The 23466-nt window shown below is 58.1% G+C and carries 23 protein-coding genes, 1 tRNA gene and 2 pseudogenes; 17 read left to right on the top strand and 9 right to left on the bottom strand.

The window, feature by feature from the left end; translation table 11 throughout:
• Window positions 1-205 precede the first annotated feature (205 nt).
• The 4 genes and pseudogenes from BM174_RS02910 to BM174_RS02895 form a co-directional block, all read left to right on the top strand.
• Window positions 206-2308 carry a sensor histidine kinase gene (locus tag BM174_RS02910; protein WP_245766249.1) on the top strand — a complete coding sequence of 701 codons (2103 nt, stop codon included), beginning with the start codon at window positions 206-208 and terminating at the stop codon, window positions 2306-2308.
• A complete protein-coding gene (locus tag BM174_RS02905) occupies window positions 2305-2949 on the top strand; it encodes a response regulator transcription factor (protein ID WP_093922336.1) in 645 nt (214 codons plus the stop codon). Before BM174_RS02910 ends, BM174_RS02905 begins: the two co-directional genes overlap by 4 nt.
• A gap of 165 nt (window positions 2950-3114) precedes the next feature.
• Window positions 3115-3459, top strand: a pseudogene (locus BM174_RS02900) (DDE-type integrase/transposase/recombinase); the annotation flags it as partial.
• Between the two features lie 10 nt (window positions 3460-3469).
• Window positions 3470-3799: pseudogene (locus BM174_RS02895) on the top strand (integrase core domain-containing protein); the annotation flags it as partial.
• A 510-nt stretch (window positions 3800-4309) separates the two neighbouring features.
• Here BM174_RS02895 and BM174_RS02890 read toward each other — a convergent pair.
• Window positions 4310-4386: transfer RNA gene (locus BM174_RS02890), tRNA-Ile, on the bottom strand.
• Window positions 4387-4501: 115 nt separating this feature from the next.
• Between BM174_RS02890 and purM the strand changes: the two genes are divergently transcribed.
• The 4 genes from purM to BM174_RS02870 all read left to right on the top strand — a co-directional run bounded on the left by purM (window position 4502) and on the right by BM174_RS02870 (window position 7743).
• Window positions 4502-5548, top strand: coding sequence for a phosphoribosylformylglycinamidine cyclo-ligase (gene purM, locus BM174_RS02885; RefSeq protein WP_093922335.1), 1047 nt, complete (start codon window positions 4502-4504; stop codon window positions 5546-5548).
• Entirely contained in the window at window positions 5545-6141 is a 597-nt protein-coding gene (purN, locus tag BM174_RS02880; RefSeq protein ID WP_093922334.1) for a phosphoribosylglycinamide formyltransferase, read from the top strand. Before purM ends, purN begins: the two co-directional genes overlap by 4 nt.
• A gap of 78 nt (window positions 6142-6219) precedes the next feature.
• Window positions 6220-7377 carry a ribonuclease D gene (rnd, locus tag BM174_RS02875; RefSeq protein WP_093922333.1) on the top strand — a complete coding sequence of 386 codons (1158 nt, stop codon included), beginning with the start codon at window positions 6220-6222 and terminating at the stop codon, window positions 7375-7377.
• Window positions 7378-7395: 18 nt separating this feature from the next.
• Complete coding sequence (locus BM174_RS02870; RefSeq protein ID WP_093922332.1) at window positions 7396-7743, top strand: RidA family protein; 348 nt, start codon at window positions 7396-7398, stop codon at window positions 7741-7743.
• Between the two features lie 27 nt (window positions 7744-7770).
• On the opposite strand, the gene BM174_RS02865 is transcribed toward BM174_RS02870, so the two are convergent.
• Window positions 7771-8286 carry a hypothetical protein gene (locus BM174_RS02865; RefSeq protein WP_093922331.1) on the bottom strand — a complete coding sequence of 172 codons (516 nt, stop codon included), beginning with the start codon at window positions 8284-8286 and terminating at the stop codon, window positions 7771-7773.
• A gap of 128 nt (window positions 8287-8414) precedes the next feature.
• Here BM174_RS02865 and BM174_RS02860 point away from each other — a divergent pair, with 128 nt between their 5' ends.
• Window positions 8415-8822 carry a SufE family protein gene (locus BM174_RS02860; RefSeq protein ID WP_093922330.1) on the top strand — a complete coding sequence of 136 codons (408 nt, stop codon included), beginning with the start codon at window positions 8415-8417 and terminating at the stop codon, window positions 8820-8822.
• A gap of 65 nt (window positions 8823-8887) precedes the next feature.
• Here BM174_RS02860 and BM174_RS02855 read toward each other — a convergent pair whose 3' ends face one another.
• The 3 genes from BM174_RS02855 to BM174_RS02845 form a co-directional block, all read right to left on the bottom strand.
• The gene (locus BM174_RS02855; protein ID WP_093922329.1) at window positions 8888-9472 is read right to left on the bottom strand and encodes a DUF1638 domain-containing protein; all 585 of its coding nucleotides are present in this window, start codon (window positions 9470-9472) and stop codon (window positions 8888-8890) included.
• Window positions 9469-9648 (bottom strand): hypothetical protein, encoded by a 180-nt coding sequence (locus tag BM174_RS02850; RefSeq protein ID WP_093922328.1) that lies wholly within the window; start codon window positions 9646-9648, stop codon window positions 9469-9471. The genes BM174_RS02855 and BM174_RS02850 overlap by 4 nt, the downstream gene beginning before the upstream one ends.
• Window positions 9649-9779: 131 nt before the next feature.
• Window positions 9780-10481, bottom strand: coding sequence for a corrinoid protein (locus BM174_RS02845; RefSeq protein WP_093922327.1), 702 nt, complete (start codon window positions 10479-10481; stop codon window positions 9780-9782).
• 205 nt (window positions 10482-10686) lie between these two features.
• Between BM174_RS02845 and BM174_RS02840 the strand changes: the two genes are divergently transcribed.
• Window positions 10687-11763 (top strand): PA0069 family radical SAM protein, encoded by a 1077-nt coding sequence (locus BM174_RS02840; RefSeq protein ID WP_093922326.1) that lies wholly within the window; start codon window positions 10687-10689, stop codon window positions 11761-11763.
• A gap of 63 nt (window positions 11764-11826) precedes the next feature.
• Here the strand turns inward: BM174_RS02840 and bmt are convergent, their stop codons facing one another.
• Together bmt and BM174_RS02830 are read right to left on the bottom strand one after the other, a co-directional pair.
• Complete coding sequence (bmt, locus tag BM174_RS02835) at window positions 11827-12837, bottom strand: betaine--homocysteine S-methyltransferase (protein WP_093922325.1); 1011 nt, start codon at window positions 12835-12837, stop codon at window positions 11827-11829.
• Between the two features lie 161 nt (window positions 12838-12998).
• Complete coding sequence (locus tag BM174_RS02830) at window positions 12999-13316, bottom strand: DUF1476 domain-containing protein (protein WP_093922324.1); 318 nt, start codon at window positions 13314-13316, stop codon at window positions 12999-13001.
• Window positions 13317-13473: 157 nt separating this feature from the next.
• Here BM174_RS02830 and purC point away from each other — a divergent pair, with 157 nt between their 5' ends.
• From purC to BM174_RS02805, 5 genes are read left to right on the top strand one after another with little or no spacing between them, the layout of a single operon-like run.
• On the top strand, window positions 13474-14235 hold the full coding sequence (gene purC, locus BM174_RS02825; RefSeq protein WP_093922323.1) for a phosphoribosylaminoimidazolesuccinocarboxamide synthase: 762 nt from the start codon (window positions 13474-13476) through the stop codon (window positions 14233-14235).
• A gap of 53 nt (window positions 14236-14288) precedes the next feature.
• Window positions 14289-14519: a phosphoribosylformylglycinamidine synthase subunit PurS gene (purS, locus tag BM174_RS02820; protein ID WP_093922322.1), complete on the top strand. Its 231-nt coding sequence runs from the start codon at window positions 14289-14291 to the stop codon at window positions 14517-14519.
• Window positions 14520-14551: 32 nt separating this feature from the next.
• The gene (gene purQ, locus BM174_RS02815; RefSeq protein ID WP_093922321.1) at window positions 14552-15220 is read left to right on the top strand and encodes a phosphoribosylformylglycinamidine synthase subunit PurQ; all 669 of its coding nucleotides are present in this window, start codon (window positions 14552-14554) and stop codon (window positions 15218-15220) included.
• Window positions 15221-15256: 36 nt separating this feature from the next.
• Window positions 15257-17014 (top strand): sensor histidine kinase, encoded by a 1758-nt coding sequence (locus tag BM174_RS02810; protein WP_093922320.1) that lies wholly within the window; start codon window positions 15257-15259, stop codon window positions 17012-17014.
• Between the two features lie 3 nt (window positions 17015-17017).
• Window positions 17018-18352: a sigma-54-dependent transcriptional regulator gene (locus BM174_RS02805; RefSeq protein ID WP_093922319.1), complete on the top strand. Its 1335-nt coding sequence runs from the start codon at window positions 17018-17020 to the stop codon at window positions 18350-18352.
• 82 nt (window positions 18353-18434) lie between these two features.
• Here the strand turns inward: BM174_RS02805 and BM174_RS02800 are convergent, their stop codons facing one another.
• Window positions 18435-18725, bottom strand: coding sequence for a hypothetical protein (locus BM174_RS02800; protein ID WP_245766248.1), 291 nt, complete (start codon window positions 18723-18725; stop codon window positions 18435-18437).
• Window positions 18726-19287: 562 nt separating this feature from the next.
• Here BM174_RS02800 and BM174_RS02795 point away from each other — a divergent pair.
• Window positions 19288-22209 carry an Rne/Rng family ribonuclease gene (locus BM174_RS02795; RefSeq protein WP_093922318.1) on the top strand — a complete coding sequence of 974 codons (2922 nt, stop codon included), beginning with the start codon at window positions 19288-19290 and terminating at the stop codon, window positions 22207-22209.
• Between the two features lie 150 nt (window positions 22210-22359).
• On the opposite strand, the gene BM174_RS02790 is transcribed toward BM174_RS02795, so the two are convergent.
• Window positions 22360-22587 carry a sulfurtransferase TusA family protein gene (locus BM174_RS02790; protein WP_093922317.1) on the bottom strand — a complete coding sequence of 76 codons (228 nt, stop codon included), beginning with the start codon at window positions 22585-22587 and terminating at the stop codon, window positions 22360-22362.
• 93 nt (window positions 22588-22680) lie between these two features.
• Here BM174_RS02790 and BM174_RS02785 point away from each other — a divergent pair, with 93 nt between their 5' ends.
• On the top strand, window positions 22681-23433 hold the full coding sequence (locus tag BM174_RS02785) for a cytochrome c biogenesis CcdA family protein (protein WP_093922316.1): 753 nt from the start codon (window positions 22681-22683) through the stop codon (window positions 23431-23433).
• Window positions 23434-23466 lie beyond the last annotated feature (33 nt).

Genomic DNA, 23466 nt, shown 5'->3' with positions numbered 1-23466 from the left:
CCGACTAATCGTGGCAAAGAAATTTGATAATAGATTGACGCGTTGAACGTTCTGCTCCGGTCCGGCCACTACAAAATTGAGAGTGAATAACAGGGGAAAGGCTTTGCGAAGGTATTTTGCGCCGGGAGCATATTTTGTAGGAATTGTTGTCGTCAGTGTTGCGCTGGCGCTCGCTCTGGTCTGGCTATCTACAAAGCAACCTTGGTTGGGACTCGGTCTCACGGTCAGTCTTGATGGCGATGTTGTCATCGACAAAATACACCGAGAGTCGGTTTTGCCAGCCGCCCTCAAGGGCGCCCAATTGCTCAGCATCGAACCGAGTCAAAGATCTTCGGCTTCGCGGCTGAGCTTTGAACCGACAGACCTGATCGAAGAGCCTGACGCGCTGAAGTCCGCGGCTGCCCTGCGCCGGTTCTTCCGGCGGCAAGACGAGATGGCCGCGATGTTGCGGGCGGGACCGGTTGAAATCGTGACAGTTTCTTCAGGAGCAATAGAAAGCTTTACTGTCGAAGCAAGGGCCACACGTCCGTTGGCCGATCTTCCGGTCAAATTGTGGTTGCAGCTTGGGGTCGCGCTTACTGGCCTTCTTGTGGGCGCTTGGCTGGTTTGCTTACGTGTACAGGATAGGGCGGCATGGATGTTCATGCTTGCTGGCGTGGGTTTGGCCATGGCCTCGGGCTCGGCGGCTGTTTATAGCGCCCGAGAATTGGCGTTAAGCCTGCCGGTGTTTGCGACTGCCAGCCGGATCAACAGCATCGGGTCTCTGACTTTCGGCATCGGCGTTGTCACCCTTTTCTTAATGTATCCGCGCCGGATCGTGCCGCGCGGCTTGCTTCTGCTGCCCACCGTTTTGATCGGCGGTGTCATTGCATTCATCCAACTGGCAGATTGGCCACGATATGTGGGCTTGATGCAGGACGCGATTGTCGCTGTTATGCTTGTGCTCCTAGCGGCGATTATGGCGCAAGTCGTCGTCAACAGGCGCGATCCAAGGGCCCGGGCAATGCTAGGCTGGTTTGGCCTTTCTATTGCGATCGGAGCCGGCGCTTTTGTGATGACCTCGGTGGTGCCGACACTACTGAATCTCCCGCCGTTTCTTGAGCAGAGTACGGCATTTCTGTTCTTCTTGTTGATCTATGTCGGGATCGCCATGGGTGTACTGCGGTACCGTCTTTTCGATCTGGGCACCTATGCGTTCGGTCTACTGTTCTATGGCGTCGGCGCAGCCCTCTTGCTGCTTCTTGACGCGGCATTCATCTTCGGATTTTCGCTTGACAGGGCACCGGCGCTTGGACTTGCGTTGGGGATTGTCGGCATGGCTTATTTGCCGGTGCGCGAGGTCATCGCCCGATGGCTGCGGCGCAACCGGCGACTGCCAGCCGAGGTCCTCTATCAACGCATTACCGAAATAGCGCATGCTGAGGCCGGACCTCGGCAGCAGGCACTGTTGCAGTCATTCTGGGCTGATCTCTTCAACCCTTTGCACATTACCCCGACAACGGTGGTCCACGATCTCACGACAAAACTGGAGAACGACGGTGCGATATTAAAGCTTGCACCTGTGGCCGGGCTTCCCGGTTTGGAGCTGGAATGGGCCCACCAAGGCGGGCGGTTGTTTTCATCGGCCGATTTGTCGCGCGCCAAGTCCTTGAACACAATGATCGAAAGTAGTCTGCGATTACACCACGAATACGTCGAAGCCGTTGCCGCAGAAAGGCAGCGCATTAACCGCGATATGCACGACAATATTGGCGTTCTGCTGCTTGGGGCGCTCCATGCAAGCAAGCCGGATCGGAAGGATCATTTGATCCGCCAAACTATGTCAGATTTGCGCGAGATCATTTCGAACCCCAATCAAACCAGTCTCCCTTTGCCGCAACTTGTAGCCGACCTTCGGGTGGAAATGCTGGAGCATCTTGATGCGGCGCGCATTGTTACACAGTGGCATGACGAAGGTCTCCCTAGTGTGGAGCTTGCCCCACAGGTCGTTCATACGTTGCGGTCCCTGTTGAGGGAAACGATTAACAATGTGATCCGACATTCTTCCGCTACCGCCGTCGATGTAAGCCTCGCAATCGCTGATGGCGGGCTGAGGATTTCGGTGCAGGACAATGGAAAGGGGTTTAAGACAGACCATGTCTCAACTGGAAACGGTTTGACGAACCTTGCAAGCCGGGTTGAACAAGTTGGCGGACGCTTTGCGGTCGCTACCAGCCCGGCGGGAACGCTTCTGAGCGCCACGCTCTCTCTCTCGCCGCCAATGGCGGCTGAACCCGCCGCCCAGATAAAGCCGAGGGCCGCAGAATGAAAAGCGTTCTGATCGTAGAAGACATCGTCGAGACCCGCCGATGGCTCGTCGATATGGTCTTGGGTATATTCCCCGGCACTTGCGTCTCCACCGCGGCTACCGTGCGCGCGGCGACCCGTTTGCAGGACAGAACTTTCGACTTGGTACTGATTGATCTTGGCCTGCCGGACGGCTCTGGGTTGGAGGTAGTGCGCATGATCAAGCGGAGCAGCCCCGATGCCATCAAGGTGGTCACGACGGTCATGGGCGATGACGCCAGTATCGTGGCGGCGCTTTCAGCCGGAGCGGATGGATATCTGCTTAAAGAGACGGCGCCAGAGACCTTTGCCCATCAATTGGCGCAATTATCCATCGGCCTACCCGCCATCTCGCCGTTAATCGCGCGGCGGATCATGGCACATTTCCGGCTCACGGGTCCGTCTTCGGATGCCGAAACCCTGTTAACCCATCGTGAAACCGAAGTTCTGGGGCTGATCGCGCGGGGACTGAGGAATGCCGAGGTTGCTCAGGAGATGGGCATTGCAGTGACCACCGTGGCAGGCCATATCAAGGCAATCTACCGCAAGCTCGGCATTGGCTCACGTGCGGAAGCTGCGTGGCACGCGAGCCGTCTTGGTCTCAGGACGGAGCGCGAGGGCTGAGGTCGGGAAAAGTCGCCTATTAGCGGAAATGTTCGATTTGCGAAGGAGCCAAGCTCTTATCTGGGCACTGTCAGAAGAAACTGTCTTGAGCATAGCAGGGTCCTTTCGTAGCGTCGCCGGACGACCAAACCGGATACATTCCGCTATTTCAAAACGAGCCGCGAGATCATCCGCCTAGCAGTGAGGCTGTACATACGGTTCCCCCGCTCGCTTCAGAGTGTTGAGGATCTGCTGGATGAACGCGGCATCAATGTCAGTCATGAAGCGGTCCGTTTCTGGTGGCACAGGTTTGATCCGATGTTCGCATCTGAGATCCGAAAGCGCCTGATCCAAGGCATGCTGTCCTGTTGCTGGCGCTGGCAATTGGACGAGATGTTCGTGAAGTTAAATGGTGAGCGACACTACGTCTGGCGTGCCGTGGATCACGAAGGTGAAATCTCGGAGAGCTTTGTCACAAAGGCACGTGACAAGAAGGCAGCGTTAAAATTTTTAAAGAAAGCAACGCGTAAGCTTTGGTCTCATCCTACGCGGCCCGCCGGAATACATAAGGTCGGATAATGGCGCAGAATTTATTGCCAAGAAGGTGCGTGCCTGGATCGGTGCCGTGGGTGCAAAATCCGCATTCATCACCCCCGGCTCACCGTGGGAGAACGGCTGCTGCGAGAGATTCAATGCCCCTTTCCGGGATGAGCTGCTCAACCGCGAGGTCTTCACCACGTTATGCGAGGCCCATCCTGATCGAACGCTGGCGGCGTCACTACGATACGATCAGGCCCCACAGCGCCTTAGATACCGGCCGCCAGCGCCCAAGAGCATCGTCCCGATAAACCAAAGACCGACTATGCACTAACATTCGAACTGGACCACCCGATGGGGGCACACAGGGTCTTAGTCGAGGGCGCGTGTAGACTTGTAGACAGTTGGAAGCGCCAAACAGGCTGAGAGCTTTCTGAACTATTGTCATGGGCCCTTGAATGGCCGCTTTGCGCATTCTGGGCGTGTGTCGAGCACTTGCAACGAATGTCCGGTTTTCGCCCTTTTCACTCCCAAACATGGAAGTTCCTGCCTAGATTTTCCGGTCGAACTTGCGAGCCAATAGTGCGTTACCATCGATGGTGGGATTAGTGTCCTTCCCGTTACTCGGTTCGGAAACGCGGCTACGGGATCACTTGACACATATCCGAAACTTAAAAGAACAGGGGGATCTAGTGCAGTTACTTTACTGGCACTGCCCTCTGAAGGCAGTGGCATTGTTGGTATTCTGTGTGACACCCCCCTCGTAACCCATTGGCACACAATGCGCGCCGATTTCGCGGCGTGTGACACGCTATCATTGAAAACATTGTATTTTATGGCGGTATGGTAGGCCCGGCAGGACTTGAACCCGCAACCAAAGCGTTATGAGCGCTCTGCTCTAACCAGTTGAGCTACAGGCCCGCCATGCGCGAGTGGGTATTCGTAGGAGAAGCTTTCGTCAAGGGTTACCGTTGTGCAAAGCAGCGCGATGCACTAAGCGCAGTGGCATATTTATTTGCGACTTGGGGATCCGATCATGACTGAACCGAAAAACGGCATTACCTATGCAGATGCGGGTGTCGATATTGACGCGGGCAATGCGTTGGTCGAACGGATCAAACCGGCGGCGAAACGCACGGCTCGGCCCGGCGTGATGTCTGGTCTGGGCGGATTTGGCGCGCTGTTTGATCTCAAGGCCGCAGGCTTTGCCGACCCTGTGCTGGTTGCTGCGACCGACGGCGTCGGCACCAAGCTGCGGATCGCCATTGATACAGGCAACGTCGATAGTATCGGCATCGATCTGGTCGCCATGTGCGTTAATGATCTGGTCTGCCAAGGCGCCGAGCCGCTGTTTTTCCTAGATTATTTCGCCACGGGCAAGCTGGAGCTTGATCAGGCCACGCGCATCATCAACGGCATCGCTGCAGGCTGCGAGCAATCAGGCTGTGCGCTAATTGGCGGCGAAACTGCCGAGATGCCGGGCATGTATCATGCCGGTGATTTTGATCTGGCGGGCTTTGCTGTGGGCGCGATGGAGCGGGGCACCGAGTTGCCGCGCGATGTGGCCGAGGGCGATGTGTTGCTCGGGCTGCCGAGCGACGGAGTGCACTCCAACGGCTATTCGCTGGTGCGCAAGATTGTCGAACTTAGCGGTCTGGGATGGGACGAATCCTGCCCGTGGGGCGAGGGCACCTTGGGCGCGGCACTGCTGACACCAACCCGGCTGTACGTCAAAGGCGCGGTTGCAGCGTTGCGTGACGATTGTGTTTCGGCGCTGGCCCATATCACTGGCGGTGGTCTGACCGAAAACCTGCCTCGGGTGTTGTCTGAGGGCATGGGCGCCACCATCAACCTCGATGCTTGGGATTTGCCTCCTGTGTTCAACTGGTTGGCGGCCCAAGGTGGCATGGAGCAAGGCGAATTGCTCAAAACATTCAATGCAGGCGTCGGCATGATCGCCGTCGTGCCAGCAGATAAGGTCGAGGCTGCCAAGGCGGCTTTTGCCACCGACGGGCACACCGCCATCGAGATCGGCCATATCACTAAAGGGTCCGGCGTTACTTACACAGGCGCGTTGCTTTGACGCGACGGGTTGCAATCTTTGTCTCGGGGGGCGGCTCCAACATGCGGGCGCTCGTCGATGATATGACCGGCGATCACCCCGCGCGGCCCTGTGCTGTGGTGTCCAACAAGGCCGATGCGGGCGGGATTAAATGGGCGCAAGACCACGGCATCGCGACTGTGGTTGTAGATCACCGTCCTTATGGCGAGGACCGTGCCGCGTTCGAGGACGCGCTAAATGCCGCCCTCGTGACGCATGCGCCCGATATTATCTGTCTCGCGGGGTTCATGCGCAAGCTGACGGGCGGCTTCACTGACCATTGGGCAGGGCGGATGATCAATATCCACCCTTCCTTGCTGCCTAAATATCGCGGGTTGCACACCCACGCCCGCGCGCTGGAAGCAGGCGATACCCGCCACGGCTGCACAGTGCACGAAGTGACGGCAGAACTGGATGATGGGCCGGTGCTGGGGCAGGCCAGTCTTGCAGTTTTGCCAGATGATACAGCAGATACTCTTGCGGCCCGCGTGCTGATGTTGGAACATCAGCTTTATCCGGCGGTTCTGCGCAGGTTCGCGGCGGATGACCGGCAGCGCATCACCCTGGAAGGGTGATCTGGTCAACTGGGGCGGGTTGTTGTAGCTGTCTTGAAATTGAGCGCGCCCTATTCTGACCTTTTGCAAAGTGTGTCCATGAAAACCATTACAACGACAGCCGACCTTGCCGAATTTTGTGAAGAGGCGGCCAAGCACGATTACGTCACCGTCGATACCGAATTTCTGCGCGAACGTACCTATTATTCAAAGCTTTGCCTTGTGCAGTTGGCGATGCCTGGCACCACGGACGACAATGCTGTGTTGGTCGATCCACTGGCTGAAGGTATCTCGATGGAGCCGCTTTATACGCTGTTCCGCGATACCTCGGTCGTTAAGGTTTTCCATGCCGCACGGCAGGACCTCGAGATTTTCTTTGTTGATGCACAGGTCTTTCCCGAGCCACTTTTTGACACGCAGGTCGCCGCGATGGTTTGCGGCTTTGGCGAGCAGGTCGGCTATGAGACACTGGTTCGCAAGATTGTGAACGAAGGCGTCGACAAGACCTCGCGCTTTACCGACTGGTCGCGCCGCCCCTTAAGCGATGCGCAAAAGGTCTATGCGCTGGCCGATGTGACCCACCTGCGCCAGATCTACGAATTTCTCGCCAAAAAGCTGGAAGAGAGCGAACGCGGCCGCTGGGTTGCCGAAGAGTTGGAGATTCTCACCAATCCCGACACCTATATCACTGTCCCACACGAGGCGTGGAAACGGGTGAAAACCCGCACTAATTCGCCAAAGTTTCTGGCAATTGTGCGTGAGCTTGCTGCCTTTCGCGAAGACTATGCCCAGACCCGCAACATCCCGCGCAACCGCGTGATGAAGGATGATGCGCTGGTTGAACTGGCCAGTTTGAAACCAACGAATGTTGAGGAACTGGGGCGAGCCCGTCTGCTGCTGCGCGAAGCGCGGCGCGGCGATATTGCCGATGGTATCCTTGCCGCGATCAAGGCGGGCAGCGCCTGCAAGACCGCCGATATGCCGCAGCCCGACCGCAGCCGCGACAAGATGCAGGTTAATCCTGCCCTCGCCGATCTGTTGCGGGTGTTGCTGAAAGCCAAAACCGAATCTGCCGGTGTGGCAGCCAAGCTGATTGCGCCTGCTGCCGATCTGGACGGGATTGCCGCAGGTCTGCGCGATTTGCCCGCGCTCAGCGGCTGGCGGCGCGAAGTATTTGGCAATGACGCCCTGCGGCTTTGTGAGGGCAAGATCGCTCTTACTGCCAAGGGTAGTACGGTCAAAGTTGTAGAAGTCTGAATTCAGGAGACACATCAGATGAGTACTATTGAGCGCCACCACGGCGGACCCCGCATGAGCCAGATCGTTGTACACGGGGAAACTGTGTACCTTGCCGGTCAGGTTGGCACCGAAGGCGCCAGCGTCGCCCAGCAAACCCAGGATTGCCTTGATAAGGTTGATGCGCTGTTGGCTGAAGTCGGCTCCGATAAGAGCCGCATGCTGCAAGTCATTATCTGGCTGGCTGATATGGCTGATTTTGCCGAAATGAATGGCGTTTGGGACGCGTGGGTGCCACAGGGCAACACGCCTGTACGTGCCTGCGGCGAGGCCAAGCTGGCCACTCCCGGCTATACCGTTGAAGTCATCGTGACGGCAGCGAAGTAAGTTTGCGAAAAACCGGTTGTGCGGCGGTCAGCGCCGCGCAACCTGCGCGTTGAGCTGTCCTTCGACACGGATCGACGTAACGCCCGCCAATGTCTGGTCGGTCACCCGCCGCGCCGCGATCACTTCGCGGGTGGGCACCGCACCAACGGCGGTTTTGCCCGTGGGGCGGATACCCTCAAGCCGGTAGGTCAGAACGCCATCTACGGGCTCTTCGTCTGCATTGGCGGGGGTCAGCTGGACCTCGTAAATCCCCTGACGCGCCGCAAGGCCGGTCGCCCGGATAATTGCACCGCCAGGCACCTGTTCGATGGTCAGATCGCTGATTTGCTCGAAAGGACGACCCTCGTAGGCGTTCTTTTCGGCACTGGACCTGCGGAACAGCCCGCCACTTGCAGGGATTAGTGGATTGGTCGTGCTTGCCGAGGCTGGTTCTGAGCGCGATTTTCCAAACCAGTTGAATGGATTGACGCGGCTGTCACGGATCGTGCCGCAGGCGCCCAAGCTCAGGGTCAGTACCAAAAGAAGTGAAGTCGTCTTGCGCATGTGGTCCGCCCATGAGGTTAATCATTGTCTTTTGACTAGCGCATCAAACGGGCCTTGGGAAGGGGGTGGACCTTTGGGCGATGTCCTCCTACCTCTGCTGGGAATGCCTACCTCAAGGAGCCAACCCGATGGCAACTGCCGCCTTTGAAGAACTTGTCGAAGATTTCGAGTTTCTGGACGAGTGGGAAGACCGCTATCGCCATGTGATCGAACAAGGCAAGGCGATGGACGCACTGCCCGAGGCATTGCGGGTGCCTGCGACCAAGGTGGATGGCTGTGCGAGCCAGGTCTGGCTGCACGCGCAGTTTGACGCGGGCAAGTTGCATTTTGACGGGGCCAGTGATGCGATGATCGTCTCGGGTTTGATCGCGGTGCTACGTAGCCTGTATAACGGGCTGACGCCCGCCGAGGTTTTGGCGGTAGACGCGCGAGCAGAGATGGCACGGCTGGGGTTGAATGATCATTTGTCGGCGCAACGCTCGAACGGGTTGCGGGCGATGATCGAGCGGATTTGCGAGACAGCCGCGGCTGCGTGATATTGTTCGACCTGGGGCCAAGCCACAGCTATTCTGAGGTTAATGTTCCGGCTGAAGAACGTTCATTAATTATTTGATATTGCTTTAGAAAGATCGCCGTACCCAGTCAGGCGGCGCTCAAATGGCAGGCGAAGTTTATCCGCGCAGGCCTTCGCTTTCTTGGTCAGCGCGGGATCATCAAGCTGCGCTTGGTAGACCAGTTTTTCATAGTTGCCGAAGTACATGTCGCGCAATTCTGGGTGGCGGTCGAGGCCAAGCGGCTTCCAGATAAAGGCGTCGAATTGGCGGACAGAGAAATCTGTAAGGTAGAAGGCCGTCATTTCATCGAGCGCCGCGAAGGTGTCGTTGCCTTCGAAGAAGCTGTAGCAGTGCGGACCTTCGATCATGCGAATGCCCATGCGGTCGCAGGCGGCTTGCAACATGCCACCGGTACCACAATCGGCGTAGACCACGAAGATATCGGCGAATTCATCCCGGCGTTCGGCGACCATCTTTTCGACCGCGGGGGTGATCTTGTCAGGGTAGTGATGCAGGTTGGCGGGCAGACAGTGGAGGTGCAAGTGGTCCCAACCGTTCGCCGCCTTTAGGGCAAGAATTTCACGCGCCAACGCGCCGCAGGCGATCAGGAGAATCTGATCGGTCTTGTTCATCTCTTACCCTTCCACAGCAAGCGGGCCAGCGCGGCAGCAATGAGCAGGGCGAGGGCGATAAGACCGATGGCAAATGCGGTCATCTGAGAACCAGCGAATGCGGTAGCCACCCAAACGGTGGGGCCAGCGGCACTGATCACCAAGACCAGCATCAGCGCAAATCTTGAAACTGGCATATCACAAACTCCTTTCCATCAAGATAGGGGGCAGGGTCGCTTGGTAAAAGGTCTGATCGGGCGGCTGATGTGGTACACATAAAAAAGGCCCCGCCGGATGGGCGGAGCCGTTGTTCGAGATTAAGGACACATTACGCGGATTTGGCGTTGTTGTGCTTGCGCGCCATCCATTCCTTGGCGGTCTCCACAGCCACGGCGGCATCCCGGCAATAGGCGTCTGCGCCGATAGCCTTGCCGAACTCTTCGTTCAATGGCGCGCCGCCGACCAGCACGATGTAATCATCACGAATGCCCTGTTCGATCATCGTGTCGATCACGACTTTCATATAGGGCATTGTGGTGGTCAGCAGGGCCGACATGCCAAGGATATCAGGGCCTTCGGTCTCCATCGCTTCGAGATATTTCTCGACCGAGTTGTTGATGCCGAGGTCAACGACTTCGAAACCGGCACCTTCCATCATCATGCCAACGAGGTTCTTGCCGATGTCGTGAATGTCGCCTTTGACCGTGCCAATCACCATCTTGCCGACGCGCGGGGCGCCGGTTTCAGCCAGCAGCGGCTTGAGGATGGCCATGCCACCCTTCATCGCATTGGCGGCGAGCAGCACTTCAGGCACGAACAAGATGCCGTCGCGGAAGTCGGCACCGACGATGGTCATACCGCCGACAAGCGCTTTGGTGAGCACGTCATAGGGGATCCATTTGCGCGAAAGCAGAATGTTTACGCCTTCCTCGATCTCTTCCTTGAGGCCATCGTAAAGGTCGTCAAACATCTGTTGAACAAGTTCTTCGTCGTCCAGATCGGCCAGGATGATTTCGTCTTCGTCGGACATGCGCGGTTCCTTCGTTACGGGTATTGCGGCTGCTTCGCATTAGCGTCCTTTTGTCACGGATAGGCAGGCGTTGGTGCGCAAATTGCGACACTGGCCGATTGTTGCGCGACGCAGGACGCTGATTGGATAGCTTGGAACAGGGGGCAGCAGCAAGATCGCGGCGGTCATAACTTGCGTGCGTTCCTCATTTGTTCTAACAATAATCATGGATACCGAGCATCAGCGATTTCGCATCAAGGGACGGGCGGCCGCCAGCAACCACGCAGGCCGTTTCGAGCGCTATGCACAGGAAGCATTTGATGATAGTTGGGAGCCGGAGGAGGCGCTTCCGGTCCTACGCACCGAGACGAGTATTGAGGTGCCGCGCAGTGTGATCACCTATAATCGCTCGCCGGATTTACCATTCGACCGCTCGATCAACCCGTATCGCGGTTGCGAGCATGGTTGCGTCTATTGCTTTGCACGGCCGAGCCATGCCTATCTGGGTTTGTCGCCGGGGCTTGATTTCGAAACCCGGCTGGTGGCGCGGCCCGAGGCGCCGCAGGTGCTGCGGCGTGAATTGGCGGCGCGCAGCTACCGCGTCGCGCCGATTGCAATTGGCACCAACACCGATCCTTACCAGCCGATAGAAAAACAACATGGAATCATGCGCGCCTGTCTGGAGGTTTTGTCCGAGTCCAACCATCCTGTGGCGATTGTGACCAAGGGCAGCCTGATTGAGCGGGATATCGACATTCTGTCCGATATGGCCAAGCGCGGGTTGGTGCGGGTCGGGATATCGGTCACCTCGCTGGATGCAAAGCTGAGCCGGTTGATGGAGCCGCGCGTGCCTGCGCCGCAACGGCGGTTGCAGGTGATCCGCCGCTTGACCGAGGCGGGGGTGCCGGTGCGGGTGATGGCATCGCCGATGGTGCCGGCGCTGACCGATCCGGAGCTTGAGGCGATCCTGACTGCGGGCCGCGATGCAGGCGCGACCCATGCCAGTTGGATCATGCTACGACTGCCGCGCGAGGTGTCGCCTTTGGTGCAGGAATGGCTGGCGACCCATTACCCCGACCGCGCCGCGCGGATAATGGGGCATTTGCGGGCGATGCATGGCGGCAAGGAATATGATGCCGAATGGCACCGCCGGATGCGCGGCGAGGGCCCCTATGCGGAGATGGTGGCAAAACGTTTTGCGATCGCGGTCAAAAGGTTGGGGCTGGACGCGAAGACAGCGCCGTTGCGCTGTGATCTGTTTCGGCCGCCTGCGCGCGACAGCCGTCAGTTGAGCTTAATCTGAGGCACGCATAAAAAAGCCGCCCTGATTAAGGGGCGGCTTAAATTTGAAGTCTTGCCGACAAGATTAGCGGCGGCGGCCCCGACGCGGTGCGCGGACCGGACCTTCGCCATCGGTGCCGTCGCTGGCCGAGGAGAACGGGCCGAGCACTTCGACGATCTCTTCCAATGTTGGCGCATCGCCTTTGGGCGTTTCGTCCAGTGCGGCACGCATCGCGACGAGGTGTTCTGGCATCGTGCCACAGCAGCCGCCAATGATGCTCGCACCGCAATTGCGGGCCATCACGGCGTACTGGCCCATCAATTCGGGCGTGCCGTCATAGTGGATGTGGCCTTCGTGGTATTTCGGGATGCCCGCGTTGCCCTTTGCAATGATCGGCAATTGGCCGTTCTTGGCGGCAAAGCCCAACACGGTGCGCAGCAGGTCCGAGGCACCGGTGCCGCAGTTGGCGCCGTAAGCCATTGGCGCATTGTCGAGGCCGTGTACCATTTCGACCATCGCTTCGGAGGTCATGCCCATCATCGTGCGTCCGGCGGTGTCAAAGCTCATCGTGCCGCACCAGTCGAGTCCCGCCAGCGCGAATCCTTCGGCTGCTGCGCGGTATTCTTCAGGGGCGCTGATGGTTTCAAGCCAGCCGATATCGGCACCACCGGCCTTCAGGCCATCGGCAGTTTCGTGAAACATCTCGACGGCCAGCGCGTGGGTCAGCGGCCCGACGGGTTCCATAATTTCGCCCGTGGGACCAACGGAGCCCGCGACCAGCACTTTGCGATCCGCACGGTCGGCAACTTCGCGGCCCAGTTCGGCGGCGACGCGGCTTAGCTCATGCACGCGCTTTTCCGCGCCGTGCAGTTTCAACCGCGAGGCATTGGCACCAAAGCTGTTGGTCAGAAACAGGTCACTGCCGGAATCAACGGCAAATTTATAGAGCGCGATGATCTTTTTCGGCTCGTCGGTGTTCCACATTTCGGGGGCGTCGCCGGACATCAATCCCATGTTGAACAAATTGGTGCCAGTGGCGCCATCGGCCATCAAGGTGCCTTTTTGGGCCAGCAGATCAGTAAAAGCGTTCGCCATCGGGGGCTCCTTTCGCGGGAATTTGGCCTGATGTCACGCAGAGAACATCAAAGCAACCTCATATTCTTCATGTTGTTTATGAGGTTGAGGCAAGAACAAAAGCGCCAACCAGACGGGCTGGTTGGCGCCTGCTTAAGATTACAAAGGGCAGGGCAGGTGGACTATTTAACTTCCGCCATGACTTGTGCCTTGGCCTCGGCCATCAGTTCCAGCATTTTGCTGCGCACGGTGGCCTCATTGGCCTTTTCGCCCAGATCACCGGAGACCTTGCGGTAAACATCCTCGTCACCGGCCTCCTCGAAATCCGATTTTACGACCTCGCGGGCATATTCAGCAGCGGCTTCGCCGGCTTTGCCCATCAGATCTGCTGCCCAAAGGCCCAGCAACTTGTTGCGTCGGGCGCCGGCTTTGAAGAGCATCTCTTCGTCATGGGCATATTTGTTTTCAAATGCGTTTTCGCGGTCGTTGAAAGTGCTCATCGGGGTCTCCTGTTGGTGGACGATACGATTGGACCAAATATGCGACCGCAAGCCGCGCTGCACAAGGGGAAGGCATACTTGCAGCAAGGGGGGGCTTGCACTATGAGGGGCGCAAAGGGGCCATGGATATTCCGGCCCGTGAGCGGAAAGGACGCCAATGGCCCGGCGCAAAAAGATTTACGAAGGTAAAGCAAAGATACTTTATGAAGGCCCCGAGCCAGGGACGATCGTTCAGTACTTCAAAGATGATGCGACAGCTTTCAACGCCCAGAAAAAGGACGTGATCGAAGGCAAAGGTGTGTTGAACAACCGCCTGTCGGAATATTTCATGACCGGATTGAACAACATCGGCGTGCCGACGCATTTCATCCGCCGTCTGAACATGCGCGAGCAGCTTGTCCGTCAGGTCGAGATCATTCCGCTTGAAATCATCGTGCGCAACTATGCAGCAGGGTCGATGTCCAAACGTCTGGGTCTCGAAGAGGGGCTGCAATTGCCGCGCCCGATCGTGGAATACTGCTATAAGGACGATGCTTTGGGCGACCCGTTGGTCACCGAAGAGCATATCGCTGCCTTTGGCTGGGCCACGCAGCAGGATATGGACGATATTCTCAGCCTCGCGCTGCGGGTCAATGACTTCCTCTCCGGTGTGATGATGGCCGTGGGAATCAAGCTGGTAGACTTCAAGATCGAAGTTGGTCGCGTCTATGACGGTGATTTCCAGCGTTTGATCGTAGCCGACGAGATCAGCCCAGACAGTTGTCGTTTGTGGGACATCGAGACCGGCCAGAAGCTGGACAAAGATGTGTTCCGCCGCGATCTGGGCTCGCTCACCGACGCCTATACCGAGGTCGCCAAGCGTTTGGGCGTGATGCCTAAGAACTCGACCCCAATTACAAAGCCTACGCTGATCAACTAGGATCGGCGCAGGCATTTAATACAACGATACAGATCAAGTAGGAGTTAGCCCCCATGAAAGCACGGGTGCACGTGATGCTCAAGAATGGCGTTCTCGACCCGCAGGGCGAAGCGGTACGCCATGCTTTGGGTGCAATGGGTTTTGGCGGCGTGAATGGTGTGCGTCAGGGCAAGGTGATCGAACTCGATCTCGCGCCCGGCACCTCCGAGGCCGAGGTGACCCAGATGTGTGAAAAGCTGTTGGCCAATACGGTCATCGAATCCTACTCCGTGGAGATGGTCTGAGCCGCGGCTCGGATTACTGAAAGGTCTGCGCCATGAAAGCTGCTGTCATTGTATTCCCCGGTTCCAACTGTGACCGTGACCTTGCTGTCGCGTTCAAAGCCGCGGGGGCAGATGTCACGATGGTCTGGCACAAGGATAGCACCTTGCCCGATGGCATCGACATTGTCGGCGTTCCGGGCGGGTTTTCCTATGGCGATTACCTGCGCTGCGGGGCCATCGCCGCGCAATCGCCGATTTGCCAGAGCGTCAAGGCCCATGCCGAACGTGGTGGCTATGTGCTTGGTGTGTGCAACGGCTTTCAGGTGCTGACCGAGACAGGCTTGCTGCCCGGTGCGCTTTTGCGCAATGCAGGGTTGAAGTATATCTGCAAGACCGTCGGGCTACGGGTCGAAACCACCAAGAGCGATTTCACCTCGCAATATGATCTCGGCGCGGTGCTGGATATTCCAATTGCGCACCATGACGGTAACTATTTTGCTGATCAGGCGACGCTAGCGGCGCTTCGCGATCAGGACCGCGTTGCCTTCCGCTATGCTGATAACCCTAACGGCGCGCAAGACGATATTGCCGGTATCCTGTCGCATAACCGCCGCGTGCTGGGCATGATGCCGCACCCCGAGCGGGCTGCAGATGCAGGGCATGGCGGCACTGACGGAGCGGCGCTCTTCCGCGCATTGGCCGGGGCGCTTGTTACAGCGTGACTTGAGTGCGCGCCCGCGCAAGCGTAGATTGTACGGATGAGCGACACGTCATCACCCAAGTCCGGCCTGACCATATCCTGGCGGGTCAGGGTCGCTATTAGCCTTCTCATGCTTTTGGCTGTCATCACGATTTCGGTGACCAACAGGCTTCTGACGGACCGTTTTACCGAAAGCACCCGCAGCCGCGCCGAGTTGCGTATCGCGCTTTACAGCGGCAATCTGCTGGCCGAGTTGCGCCAGAACGCGATTGTGCCGCAGCTTTTGGCGCGGGATCCGACCCTGATCGGCGCGCTGAATTCGGCTGATTACTCTCTCTCGACCCAGCGGCTGATATCCTTTGTCGAGGAAATCGGTGCGGCGTCCTTGATGCTCTATGACATTGACGGGCGGACTGTGGCGGCCACAGATCGCAACAAACTTGGCTCGCAGCACGGGGCGCAATCCTATTTTGTCGATGCGATCCGCTCCAACGCGACGATCTTTAGCACCATAAAGCGCGATGCGGGCGGCTACCGGTTTCTTTATTCGCGGCGCATTCAGGATGGCGGCACAACGCTGGGCGTTATTGCCGTCGAGGTTGATCTGCAAAAATTCGAGCGGGCTTGGGCGGGCATTTCGGACGCTGTCATCGTGATGGACAGTTCGGGCGAGATTATCCTCGCCACCGCCCCGACATGGCGCGGATTGACAGAACCCGAAGCCTTGGCCAACCACACCCCGCAATCCGCCATCGAACGGGCGATCAAAGCTACTGCCGATTGGACGGCGCTGCCGCCCGATGCCTATTTGCAGGGCGAAGCGGTGATGCGGCTGGAGAACAAGATCCCGTTTCGCGGCTGGCGGATGACCAGCTACACCACTTACGCCAGCGTGCGCGAAAAGGTGAACGGGGTGCTGGCGCTTGAAGTGATGGGATTTGCTATTCTTTTGGCGCTGACCTTCTACTTCCTTAGCCGCCGCACAGCGGGGCGGCTGGCAATTTTTCAAAGAGAATCAGCAAAATTGCGGGCGCTCAACGCTGCGCTGCAACGCGAGATTGCCGAGCGAAAGCGCGTACAAGAAACACTGGCCGTGGCCGAACAGACGCTGGTCCAATCCAGCAAACTGGCCGCTTTGGGTGAAATGTCCGCCGCCGTCAGCCACGAATTGAACCAGCCTTTGGCGGCAATGAAGACCTATTTGGCCGGTGCGCGCCTGTTACTACGCCGCAACCGCCCCGAGGAAGCATTGTCGTCCTTTGGCCGTATCGATGACCTGATCGAGCGGATGAGTGCAATCACACGGCAGCTTAAATCTTATGCCCGCAAGGGGCAGGAGGCGTTCTCGCCGGTAGATATGGCCGCAGCACTTGCTTCGTCACTTTCCATGATGGAACCACAGCTGCGTCAGCGTCAGGTCGAGATTAGCCGCATTCTGCCCGATAATCCTGTTATGGTGATGGGTGACCGGATGCGCATTGAACAGGTTTTGGTCAATCTACTGCGCAACGCACTAGACGCGACAAAGTCGGAACGAAACCCGCGCGTAGACATTATACTTTCAGCGGGAGAAACCGCGACAGTAACGGTGCGGGATAATGGGCCGGGGATCGAAGACCTCGATGCTCTGTTCGAGCCGTTCTACACAACCAAGCAACCCGGCGATGGCGTCGGGTTGGGATTGGCCATTTCGTCAGGGATCGTTAGCGATCTGGGCGGGAGGTTGATTGCGCGCAACGGCCAAGGCGGTGGCGCGGTTTTTGAAATGCAGCTGCCCATTCTTGGGGCAGACACAAATATAGAAGCGGCGGAGTAACAGATGGCACAGGCAATGAAGATCGCGATTGTCGATGACGAACAGGACATGCGTCAGTCCATCAGCCAGTGGCTGGCCCTTTCGGGCTATGACACCGAAACCTTTGCAAGTGCCGAGGAAGCCTTGAAGATCTTGGGGCCGGATTACCCCGGTATCGTCATTTCCGACATCAAGATGCCGGGCATGGATGGCATGCAGTTTCTTAAGAAATTGATGGGCAACGATAGTGCGCTGCCGGTGATTATGATCACCGGCCACGGCGATGTGCCAATGGCTGTTGAAGCGATGCGCGTGGGCGCATTCGATTTCCTCGAAAAGCCCTTTAACCCAGACAGGATGAGCGAGTTAGCCAAGAAGGCCACCAATGCGCGCCGTTTGGTGATGGACAACCGCGCCCTGCGTCGGGAGCTGTCAGACGGCGGCCAGTTAATGAAAAAGCTGATCGGTCAGTCTCCGGTGATGGAGCGGTTGCGCGAGGATATCCTCGATCTGGGGCAGGCCGACGGCCATGTGCTGATTGATGGCGAAACTGGCACGGGTAAAACCTTGGTGGCCCATGCGCTACATGCCGTGGGCAGCCGCGCTGGTAAAAAGTTCGTTCTGGTGTCCTGCGGGGCGTTCGAGGAAGATGCGCTGAGCAAACGCTTGTTCGGTCCGATGCAGCCCGAAGACGCGCAATTGCCTGCGATTGAGGAAGCCCGTGGCGGCACCTTGGTTCTCGAAGACATCGAAGCTTTGAGCGAAACCCTTCAAGCGCGCCTGCTGAGTGTGATCAACGAGCAGGGCACACCCGCCGAGACGCGGATTGTCGCGATTTCCAACCTGCAAGAAGCGGGCCAAACTTCGGAAGATGCGCTGCGCTCGGATCTGTTTTACCGCCTTGCCGCCTTGCGGATCACCGTGCCGCCACTGCGCCAGCGCGGTGAGGATATCCTTACCCTGTTTACGCGTCTAAGCGATCAGTTCGCCGATGAATACGGCTGCGAAGCACCGCAGGTCTCGGCGCAGGAAGCGGCGCAACTGTTGCAAGCGCCTTGGCCGGGTAACGTGCGCCAGTTGATCAATGTTGCGGAACGCGCGGTGCTGCAATCGCGGCGCGGCTCGGGCACGATCGCTTCGCTGTTGATGTCGGATCATGACGAGATGCAGCCGGTGATGACCACAGAAGGAAAGCCGTTGAAAGAGTACGTCGAAGCCTTTGAGCGGATGCTGATCGACAACACCATGCGCCGTCACAAGGGCTCTATTGCCAACGTGATGGACGAACTTTGCCTGCCGCGCCGGACGTTGAATGAAAAGATGGCGAAGTATGGCCTGCAGCGGTCGGAATACCTGTAAGGCTGCTCATAGCTGGCGGTTAAAAAGGGGCCGCGTGTCAAGCAACGCGCGGCCCCTTTAAGGTAAACTCTATGCCCATCTATCAGCCGGTTTGCTGCTCGACGATCTGGGTCGCTGTGCCGTTCGCATCGGTGATGCAGGTCCAGCGGCTGCCATTGGGTACATTCACGATAAAACGGTTCAGCTCGATCACTGGAATGGTGGCATTGATGCTGGCGCCTGCGATGCCGGTGTGATCGGCCACTGCCGCTACACAGCTTTTCTGCCCGCGCACGTCGGCCAACGCGGCCGGGTCCCCCGCAACGGCGACTTCGTCACAGGCGGCAAGGCCAATCAAGGCGAGGCAGGCAAGGGCAGGGCGGAAGATTGGCATAATCTGTAAATCCTTGTGGCCAACGGTGCCTTCACCAGGTGCCGTCAAATAGCAATAAATGCCGCGCGAAAGGTGCTGCGGCGCAATAATGCAAATGTTTCGCCCAGCCGCCGCCTTGTCAAGCGATCGCGGTCATAAGGGCCAATTGGTAGGCTTTGCGATAATTGCCCATTGTCATTTGACCGCCAAAGCACTTAACTAGGGGGATGGAATTGTCGATGCCGATGCGTGTCGACCCTCCTTAGAGAGATTCGCTGCTCTTGCAGGCCCGCAAAACGGGCGCAAAGCAGACCGATTGGGCCGGAAACGGCCAGTGAACCGCTGACGAACTGATCAGGCAAGCCCTGTAGGTGACACAGTTTATAATGGGTGTGAAACGGCACTGCCGCTCTTTACGCCGGAGAAGAACCGCGATGACGCGCGCCACAGCATTGAGCAGACGGATAAGGGCCTTTTCAGGCCCCGTCGCGCCCGCGTCCCCCATCGCCCTGACAAGTCACACATCACGAACCGGGGCACCCCCTGGGTCCGCCGTTTCGCGGGTGCTGTGCAGTATGGATTTATGCCTAAGAAAATGCTTATCGACGCAACGCACGCGGAAGAGACCCGTGTTGTTGTCGTAGACGGAAACAAAGTTGAGGAATTTGACTTTGAATCGGAAAACAAACGCCAGCTAGCTGGCAATATTTACCTCGCCAAGGTGACAAGGGTTGAGCCCTCGCTGCAGGCTGCTTTTGTGGACTATGGCGGAAACCGTCATGGCTTCCTCGCCTTTTCGGAAATTCACCCCGATTATTACCAGATCCCCGTCGCAGACCGTAGGGCGCTGCTCGAGGAAGAGCGTGCCTATGCTGAAGCGCAGGCCGCCAAGGAAGATGGCGAAGACAAACCCAAGCGCTCCTCACGGTCGCGCTCGCGCAGCCGTTCGTCCTCCAAGGCTGAAGACACCCGCAGCAACGACGCCACCGCCAGCACCGAGATCGAGGGCATGGAAACCGTCGATCTGACGGAAGACGATGAAGTCGAAGTCGGGGACGAGGTTGCCTCCTCACCTATGGAGCGGGTAGCGGAATCGCCGGTTGATACACCCAGCGTGGATGAAGACGACAGCGACGAGAACGGCTCTGACGACGCCGAGGAAGAAATCTCCAAAGGCAATGACGCCGCGGCCAAGGACGACAGCATCGAATCCGTTGCGGATGAAGATGACGCCGAAGACCTGCGCCCTGTGCGCAAGCCCCGCGCCAAGCGTTATAAAATTCAGGAAGTCGTCAAAGTCCGCCAGATCATGCTGGTGCAGGTTGTTAAAGAAGAGCGCGGCAACAAAGGCGCGGCGCTCACTACCTATCTGTCGCTGGCAGGCCGCTATTGCGTCTTGATGCCCAATACGGCACGTGGCGGTGGTATCAGCCGCAAGATCACCAATGCCGTTGACCGCAAGAAGCTCAAAGAAATCGCAAACGAGATTAAGGTGCCTGCGGGCGCTGGCCTGATTGTGCGCACCGCCGGCGCCAAGCGCACCAAGGCGGAGATCAAGCGCGACTACGAGTACCTACAGCGGCTGTGGGAACAGATCCGTGAACTGACCCTGAAATCCATCGCGCCGGCCAAGATCTACGAAGAGGGCGATCTGATCAAACGGTCGATCCGCGATCTTTATAACCGTGACATCGACGAGGTTTTCGTCGAGGGCGAGCGCGGCTATCGCATCGCCAAAGATTTCATGAAGATGATCATGCCATCGCATGCTAAAAACGTGAAGCTTTACTCGGAAAACCTGCCGCTGTTTGCGCGCTATCAGGTCGAAAGCTATCTGAGCGCGATGTTCAATCCGACGGTTCAACTGCCCTCGGGTGGCTATATCGTGATCGGTGTGACCGAAGCGCTGGTCGCTATCGACGTGAACTCGGGCCGCGCCACGAAAGAAGGCTCGATCGAGCAAACCGCGACCAAGACCAACCTTGAGGCTGCCGCCGAAGTGGCGCGTCAGCTGCGTTTGCGTGACCTTGCGGGCCTGATTGTCATCGACTTCATCGACATGGACGAGCGTAAGAACAACGCCGCCGTTGAAAAACTGATGAAAGACAAGCTCAAGACCGACCGCGCCCGCATTCAGGTTGGCCGGATCTCAGGCTTTGGCTTGATGGAAATGTCACGCCAGCGTCTGCGCCCCGGCATGATCGAAGCAACGACCCAGCCGTGCCATGCCTGCCACGGCACTGGTCTGGTCCGCTCGGACGACAACCTTGCGCTGTCGATCCTGCGCCAGATCGAGGAAGAGGGCACGCGCCGTCGTTCACGCGAAGTGTTGGTGACCTGTCCGGTCGGCATCGCTAACTTCTTGATGAACCAAAAGCGTGAGCATATCGCCCATATCGAAGGTCGCTATACGCTTTCGGTTCGGATTGAAGGCGACCCCAGCCTGATCAGCCCTGATTTCAACATCGAGAAATTCAAGACAGCAACCCGCGTGGTTGCACCCGTCGCTCATGTTGTGTCGGTGGATACCTCGCTGATGGATCAAATCGACGAAGATGAAGCCAACGAAGAAGAAGACGAAGACGCAGACGAGGTCGTGACCGAAGCTGCAGAGGAGTCGCAATCGTCAGATCAGCAAGACGAGAATGGCCAGCAGACAGACGGTGAGGGTAAACCCAAGCGCCGCCGTCGTCGGCGGAGCCGCAGCCGCGGCCGGAACAAGAACGGCAACGGCGAGAACGGCAACGGCGAGAACGGCGATCGTGACGAGCAAAACGGTGACAACCGCAATGACGCGCAGTCCGAAACCGCAGATGCCGGTGATGGCGAGCCTGTAGAGGCTTCCGCTGAAGCGCAATCGGGCGAGGCTGCTGCCAGCAAGCCAAAGCCGACAACCCGCAGCCGGTCACGCTCCGGCAGTGCGAAGAAGAAGGTTGAGGCGTCAGAAGCAACGCAGGACGTGCAGGCATCTGAACCAGCAGCAGAGGCCGACGCTAGAGCTGCCGAACCCGTTCCTGAAGGGGATGAGGGTGCGGCCAAGCCAAAACCCAAGGCCAAATCGACCCGCTCGCGCAGCAGCAAAGCCAAGACCGCAGCGAAGACCGAGGACGCAGCCGAGGCGACAGCAGAGGGCGAAGAGAAGCCCAAGCCCAAGCCGCGTGCATCGCGCAGCCGTGCAAAGCCGAAAGCTGCCGTGATTGAGGAAGCTGCGCCGCAGGGCGACACCGCGCCGACACCCGTCGCGGCAGAGCCTGTTCCAACTGAAGCGGCACCAGTCGAGACTGCGGCAGTTGAAACCACACCGGCACAGCCGGAGCCGGCTCGTTCCGAGCCTGTTGTGGTCGAGCAAAGCGCGCCTGAACCGGTCGCGACAGAGGCACCTTCAGAATCTGTCCCAGCGCCTGAACCTGCCCCAGCGCCCGCAGCAGCGGTCGAGCCTGAGCCCGAGAGCAAGCCGGTCGAGAAAAAGCCACGCCGTAAGGGCTGGTGGTCGCTCGGCGGGTAAGCTTCGCGATATATAGAATGAACCGAGGGGGTGGCTTTGGCTGCCCCCTTTGTCTTTTATCGGGGGGAGAAAATTTCCAGCTGGTTTCTTGCGCAGAGTGCAGTATGTAGGGCTGTCGGCAAAGCCCCTGTCAGTGCAAGCGCGGTCTCTCTAGCCGCCCTTGCGGATCAAATAAACCTGCGCCGCACCTTCATCCTGCGTCTCGACCAATGTATGGCCCGCCTCGGCGCAAAAATGCGGCACATCAATCACCGCTGCGGGATCATCGGCACGTAATTTTAAGATGTCGCCAGCCGCCAGAGGTTGCAAACGCTTGCGCGCTTTCAGGACTGGAAGCGGACACAAAAGCCCCGTGGCATCAAGATCATGAATGGTCATAAACGCCAGATACCTCGGATGTTACACTGCGTCCACAACCTTGTGAGAACGCAGGGCGTGACGGCGGGCAGCAAGAAGACTAAGCATGCGGTTATGTTTGGTATTGAACTTATAGATGCAGGCCTTCTCCCTGCCATGATCGTCGCACTTATGGCGGGGATTATCAGCTTTCTCAGCCCCTGCGTCCTGCCCATTGTGCCACCCTATCTGGCCTATATGAGCGGCGTTTCACTGGGCGATATGTCCAGCGTCTCGGCTGCGAGGCGTCGGGCGGTGATTGCAGCGCTGTTCTTTGTGCTAGGCTTGAGCACAGTGTTCTTGATCCTCGGGTTCACCGCCTCGCTGTTCGGTTCGTTCTTCTTGCAAAACCAAGTGCTTTTTTCGAGGATTTCGGGGGCGGTTGTTATCCTGTTCGGCCTGCACTTTCTCGGCGTTTTCCGCATCCCGTTCCTGAACCGCGAAATGCGGGTGGAAGCGGGAGACAAAGGCGGGTCGTCCTTCGGCGCCTATATCCTCGGGCTGGCCTTCGCCTTCGGCTGGACGCCGTGTATTGGCCCGCAGTTGGGCGCGATTCTCAGCCTTGCGGCCTCCGAGGCTTCGGTTTCACGCGGGACCTTGCTTTTGGGCATCTATGCCGCCGGGTTGGGTATTCCGTTTCTGCTGGCAGCGATGTTCATCACCCGCGCCATGGGCGTGATGAACCGCCTTAAACGCCACATGCAATTGATTGAGCGCGTGATGGGCATTTTGCTGATCATCGTTGGCGTGGCACTGCTGACGGGCGCCTTCTCGGCCTTCTCGTTCTGGCTGCTGGAGGTCTTTCCAGCACTCGGGGTTCTGGGCTGAAATAGCACGGCGTTCAGCCAGTGCTAATGAGGG

The sequence above is a fragment of the Sulfitobacter brevis genome (assembly GCF_900112755.1).
GTDB lineage: Bacteria > Pseudomonadota > Alphaproteobacteria > Rhodobacterales > Rhodobacteraceae > Sulfitobacter > Sulfitobacter brevis.
This window is presented reverse-complemented; position numbering and strand designations above follow the sequence as displayed.

Coding starts and splice junctions, on each gene's coding strand:
- BM174_RS02905 (WP_093922336.1), top strand. CDS start 2,305: ATGAAAAGCGTTCTGATCGTAGAAGACATCGTCGAGACCCGCCGATGG.
- purM (WP_093922335.1), top strand. CDS start 4,502: ATGACTGAACCGAAAAACGGCATTACCTATGCAGATGCGGGTGTCGAT.
- rnd (WP_093922333.1), top strand. CDS start 6,220: ATGAAAACCATTACAACGACAGCCGACCTTGCCGAATTTTGTGAAGAG.
- BM174_RS02870 (WP_093922332.1), top strand. CDS start 7,396: ATGAGTACTATTGAGCGCCACCACGGCGGACCCCGCATGAGCCAGATC.
- BM174_RS02865 (WP_093922331.1), bottom strand. CDS start 8,286: ATGCGCAAGACGACTTCACTTCTTTTGGTACTGACCCTGAGCTTGGGC.
- BM174_RS02860 (WP_093922330.1), top strand. CDS start 8,415: ATGGCAACTGCCGCCTTTGAAGAACTTGTCGAAGATTTCGAGTTTCTG.
- BM174_RS02855 (WP_093922329.1), bottom strand. CDS start 9,472: ATGAACAAGACCGATCAGATTCTCCTGATCGCCTGCGGCGCGTTGGCG.
- BM174_RS02850 (WP_093922328.1), bottom strand. CDS start 9,648: ATGCCAGTTTCAAGATTTGCGCTGATGCTGGTCTTGGTGATCAGTGCC.
- BM174_RS02845 (WP_093922327.1), bottom strand. CDS start 10,481: ATGTCCGACGAAGACGAAATCATCCTGGCCGATCTGGACGACGAAGAA.
- BM174_RS02840 (WP_093922326.1), top strand. CDS start 10,687: ATGGATACCGAGCATCAGCGATTTCGCATCAAGGGACGGGCGGCCGCC.
- bmt (WP_093922325.1), bottom strand. CDS start 12,837: ATGGCGAACGCTTTTACTGATCTGCTGGCCCAAAAAGGCACCTTGATG.
- BM174_RS02830 (WP_093922324.1), bottom strand. CDS start 13,316: ATGAGCACTTTCAACGACCGCGAAAACGCATTTGAAAACAAATATGCC.
- purC (WP_093922323.1), top strand. CDS start 13,474: ATGGCCCGGCGCAAAAAGATTTACGAAGGTAAAGCAAAGATACTTTAT.
- purS (WP_093922322.1), top strand. CDS start 14,289: ATGAAAGCACGGGTGCACGTGATGCTCAAGAATGGCGTTCTCGACCCG.
- purQ (WP_093922321.1), top strand. CDS start 14,552: ATGAAAGCTGCTGTCATTGTATTCCCCGGTTCCAACTGTGACCGTGAC.
- BM174_RS02810 (WP_093922320.1), top strand. CDS start 15,257: ATGAGCGACACGTCATCACCCAAGTCCGGCCTGACCATATCCTGGCGG.
- BM174_RS02805 (WP_093922319.1), top strand. CDS start 17,018: ATGGCACAGGCAATGAAGATCGCGATTGTCGATGACGAACAGGACATG.
- BM174_RS02800 (WP_245766248.1), bottom strand. CDS start 18,725: ATGCCAATCTTCCGCCCTGCCCTTGCCTGCCTCGCCTTGATTGGCCTT.
- BM174_RS02795 (WP_093922318.1), top strand. CDS start 19,288: ATGCCTAAGAAAATGCTTATCGACGCAACGCACGCGGAAGAGACCCGT.
- BM174_RS02790 (WP_093922317.1), bottom strand. CDS start 22,587: ATGACCATTCATGATCTTGATGCCACGGGGCTTTTGTGTCCGCTTCCA.
- BM174_RS02785 (WP_093922316.1), top strand. CDS start 22,681: ATGTTTGGTATTGAACTTATAGATGCAGGCCTTCTCCCTGCCATGATC.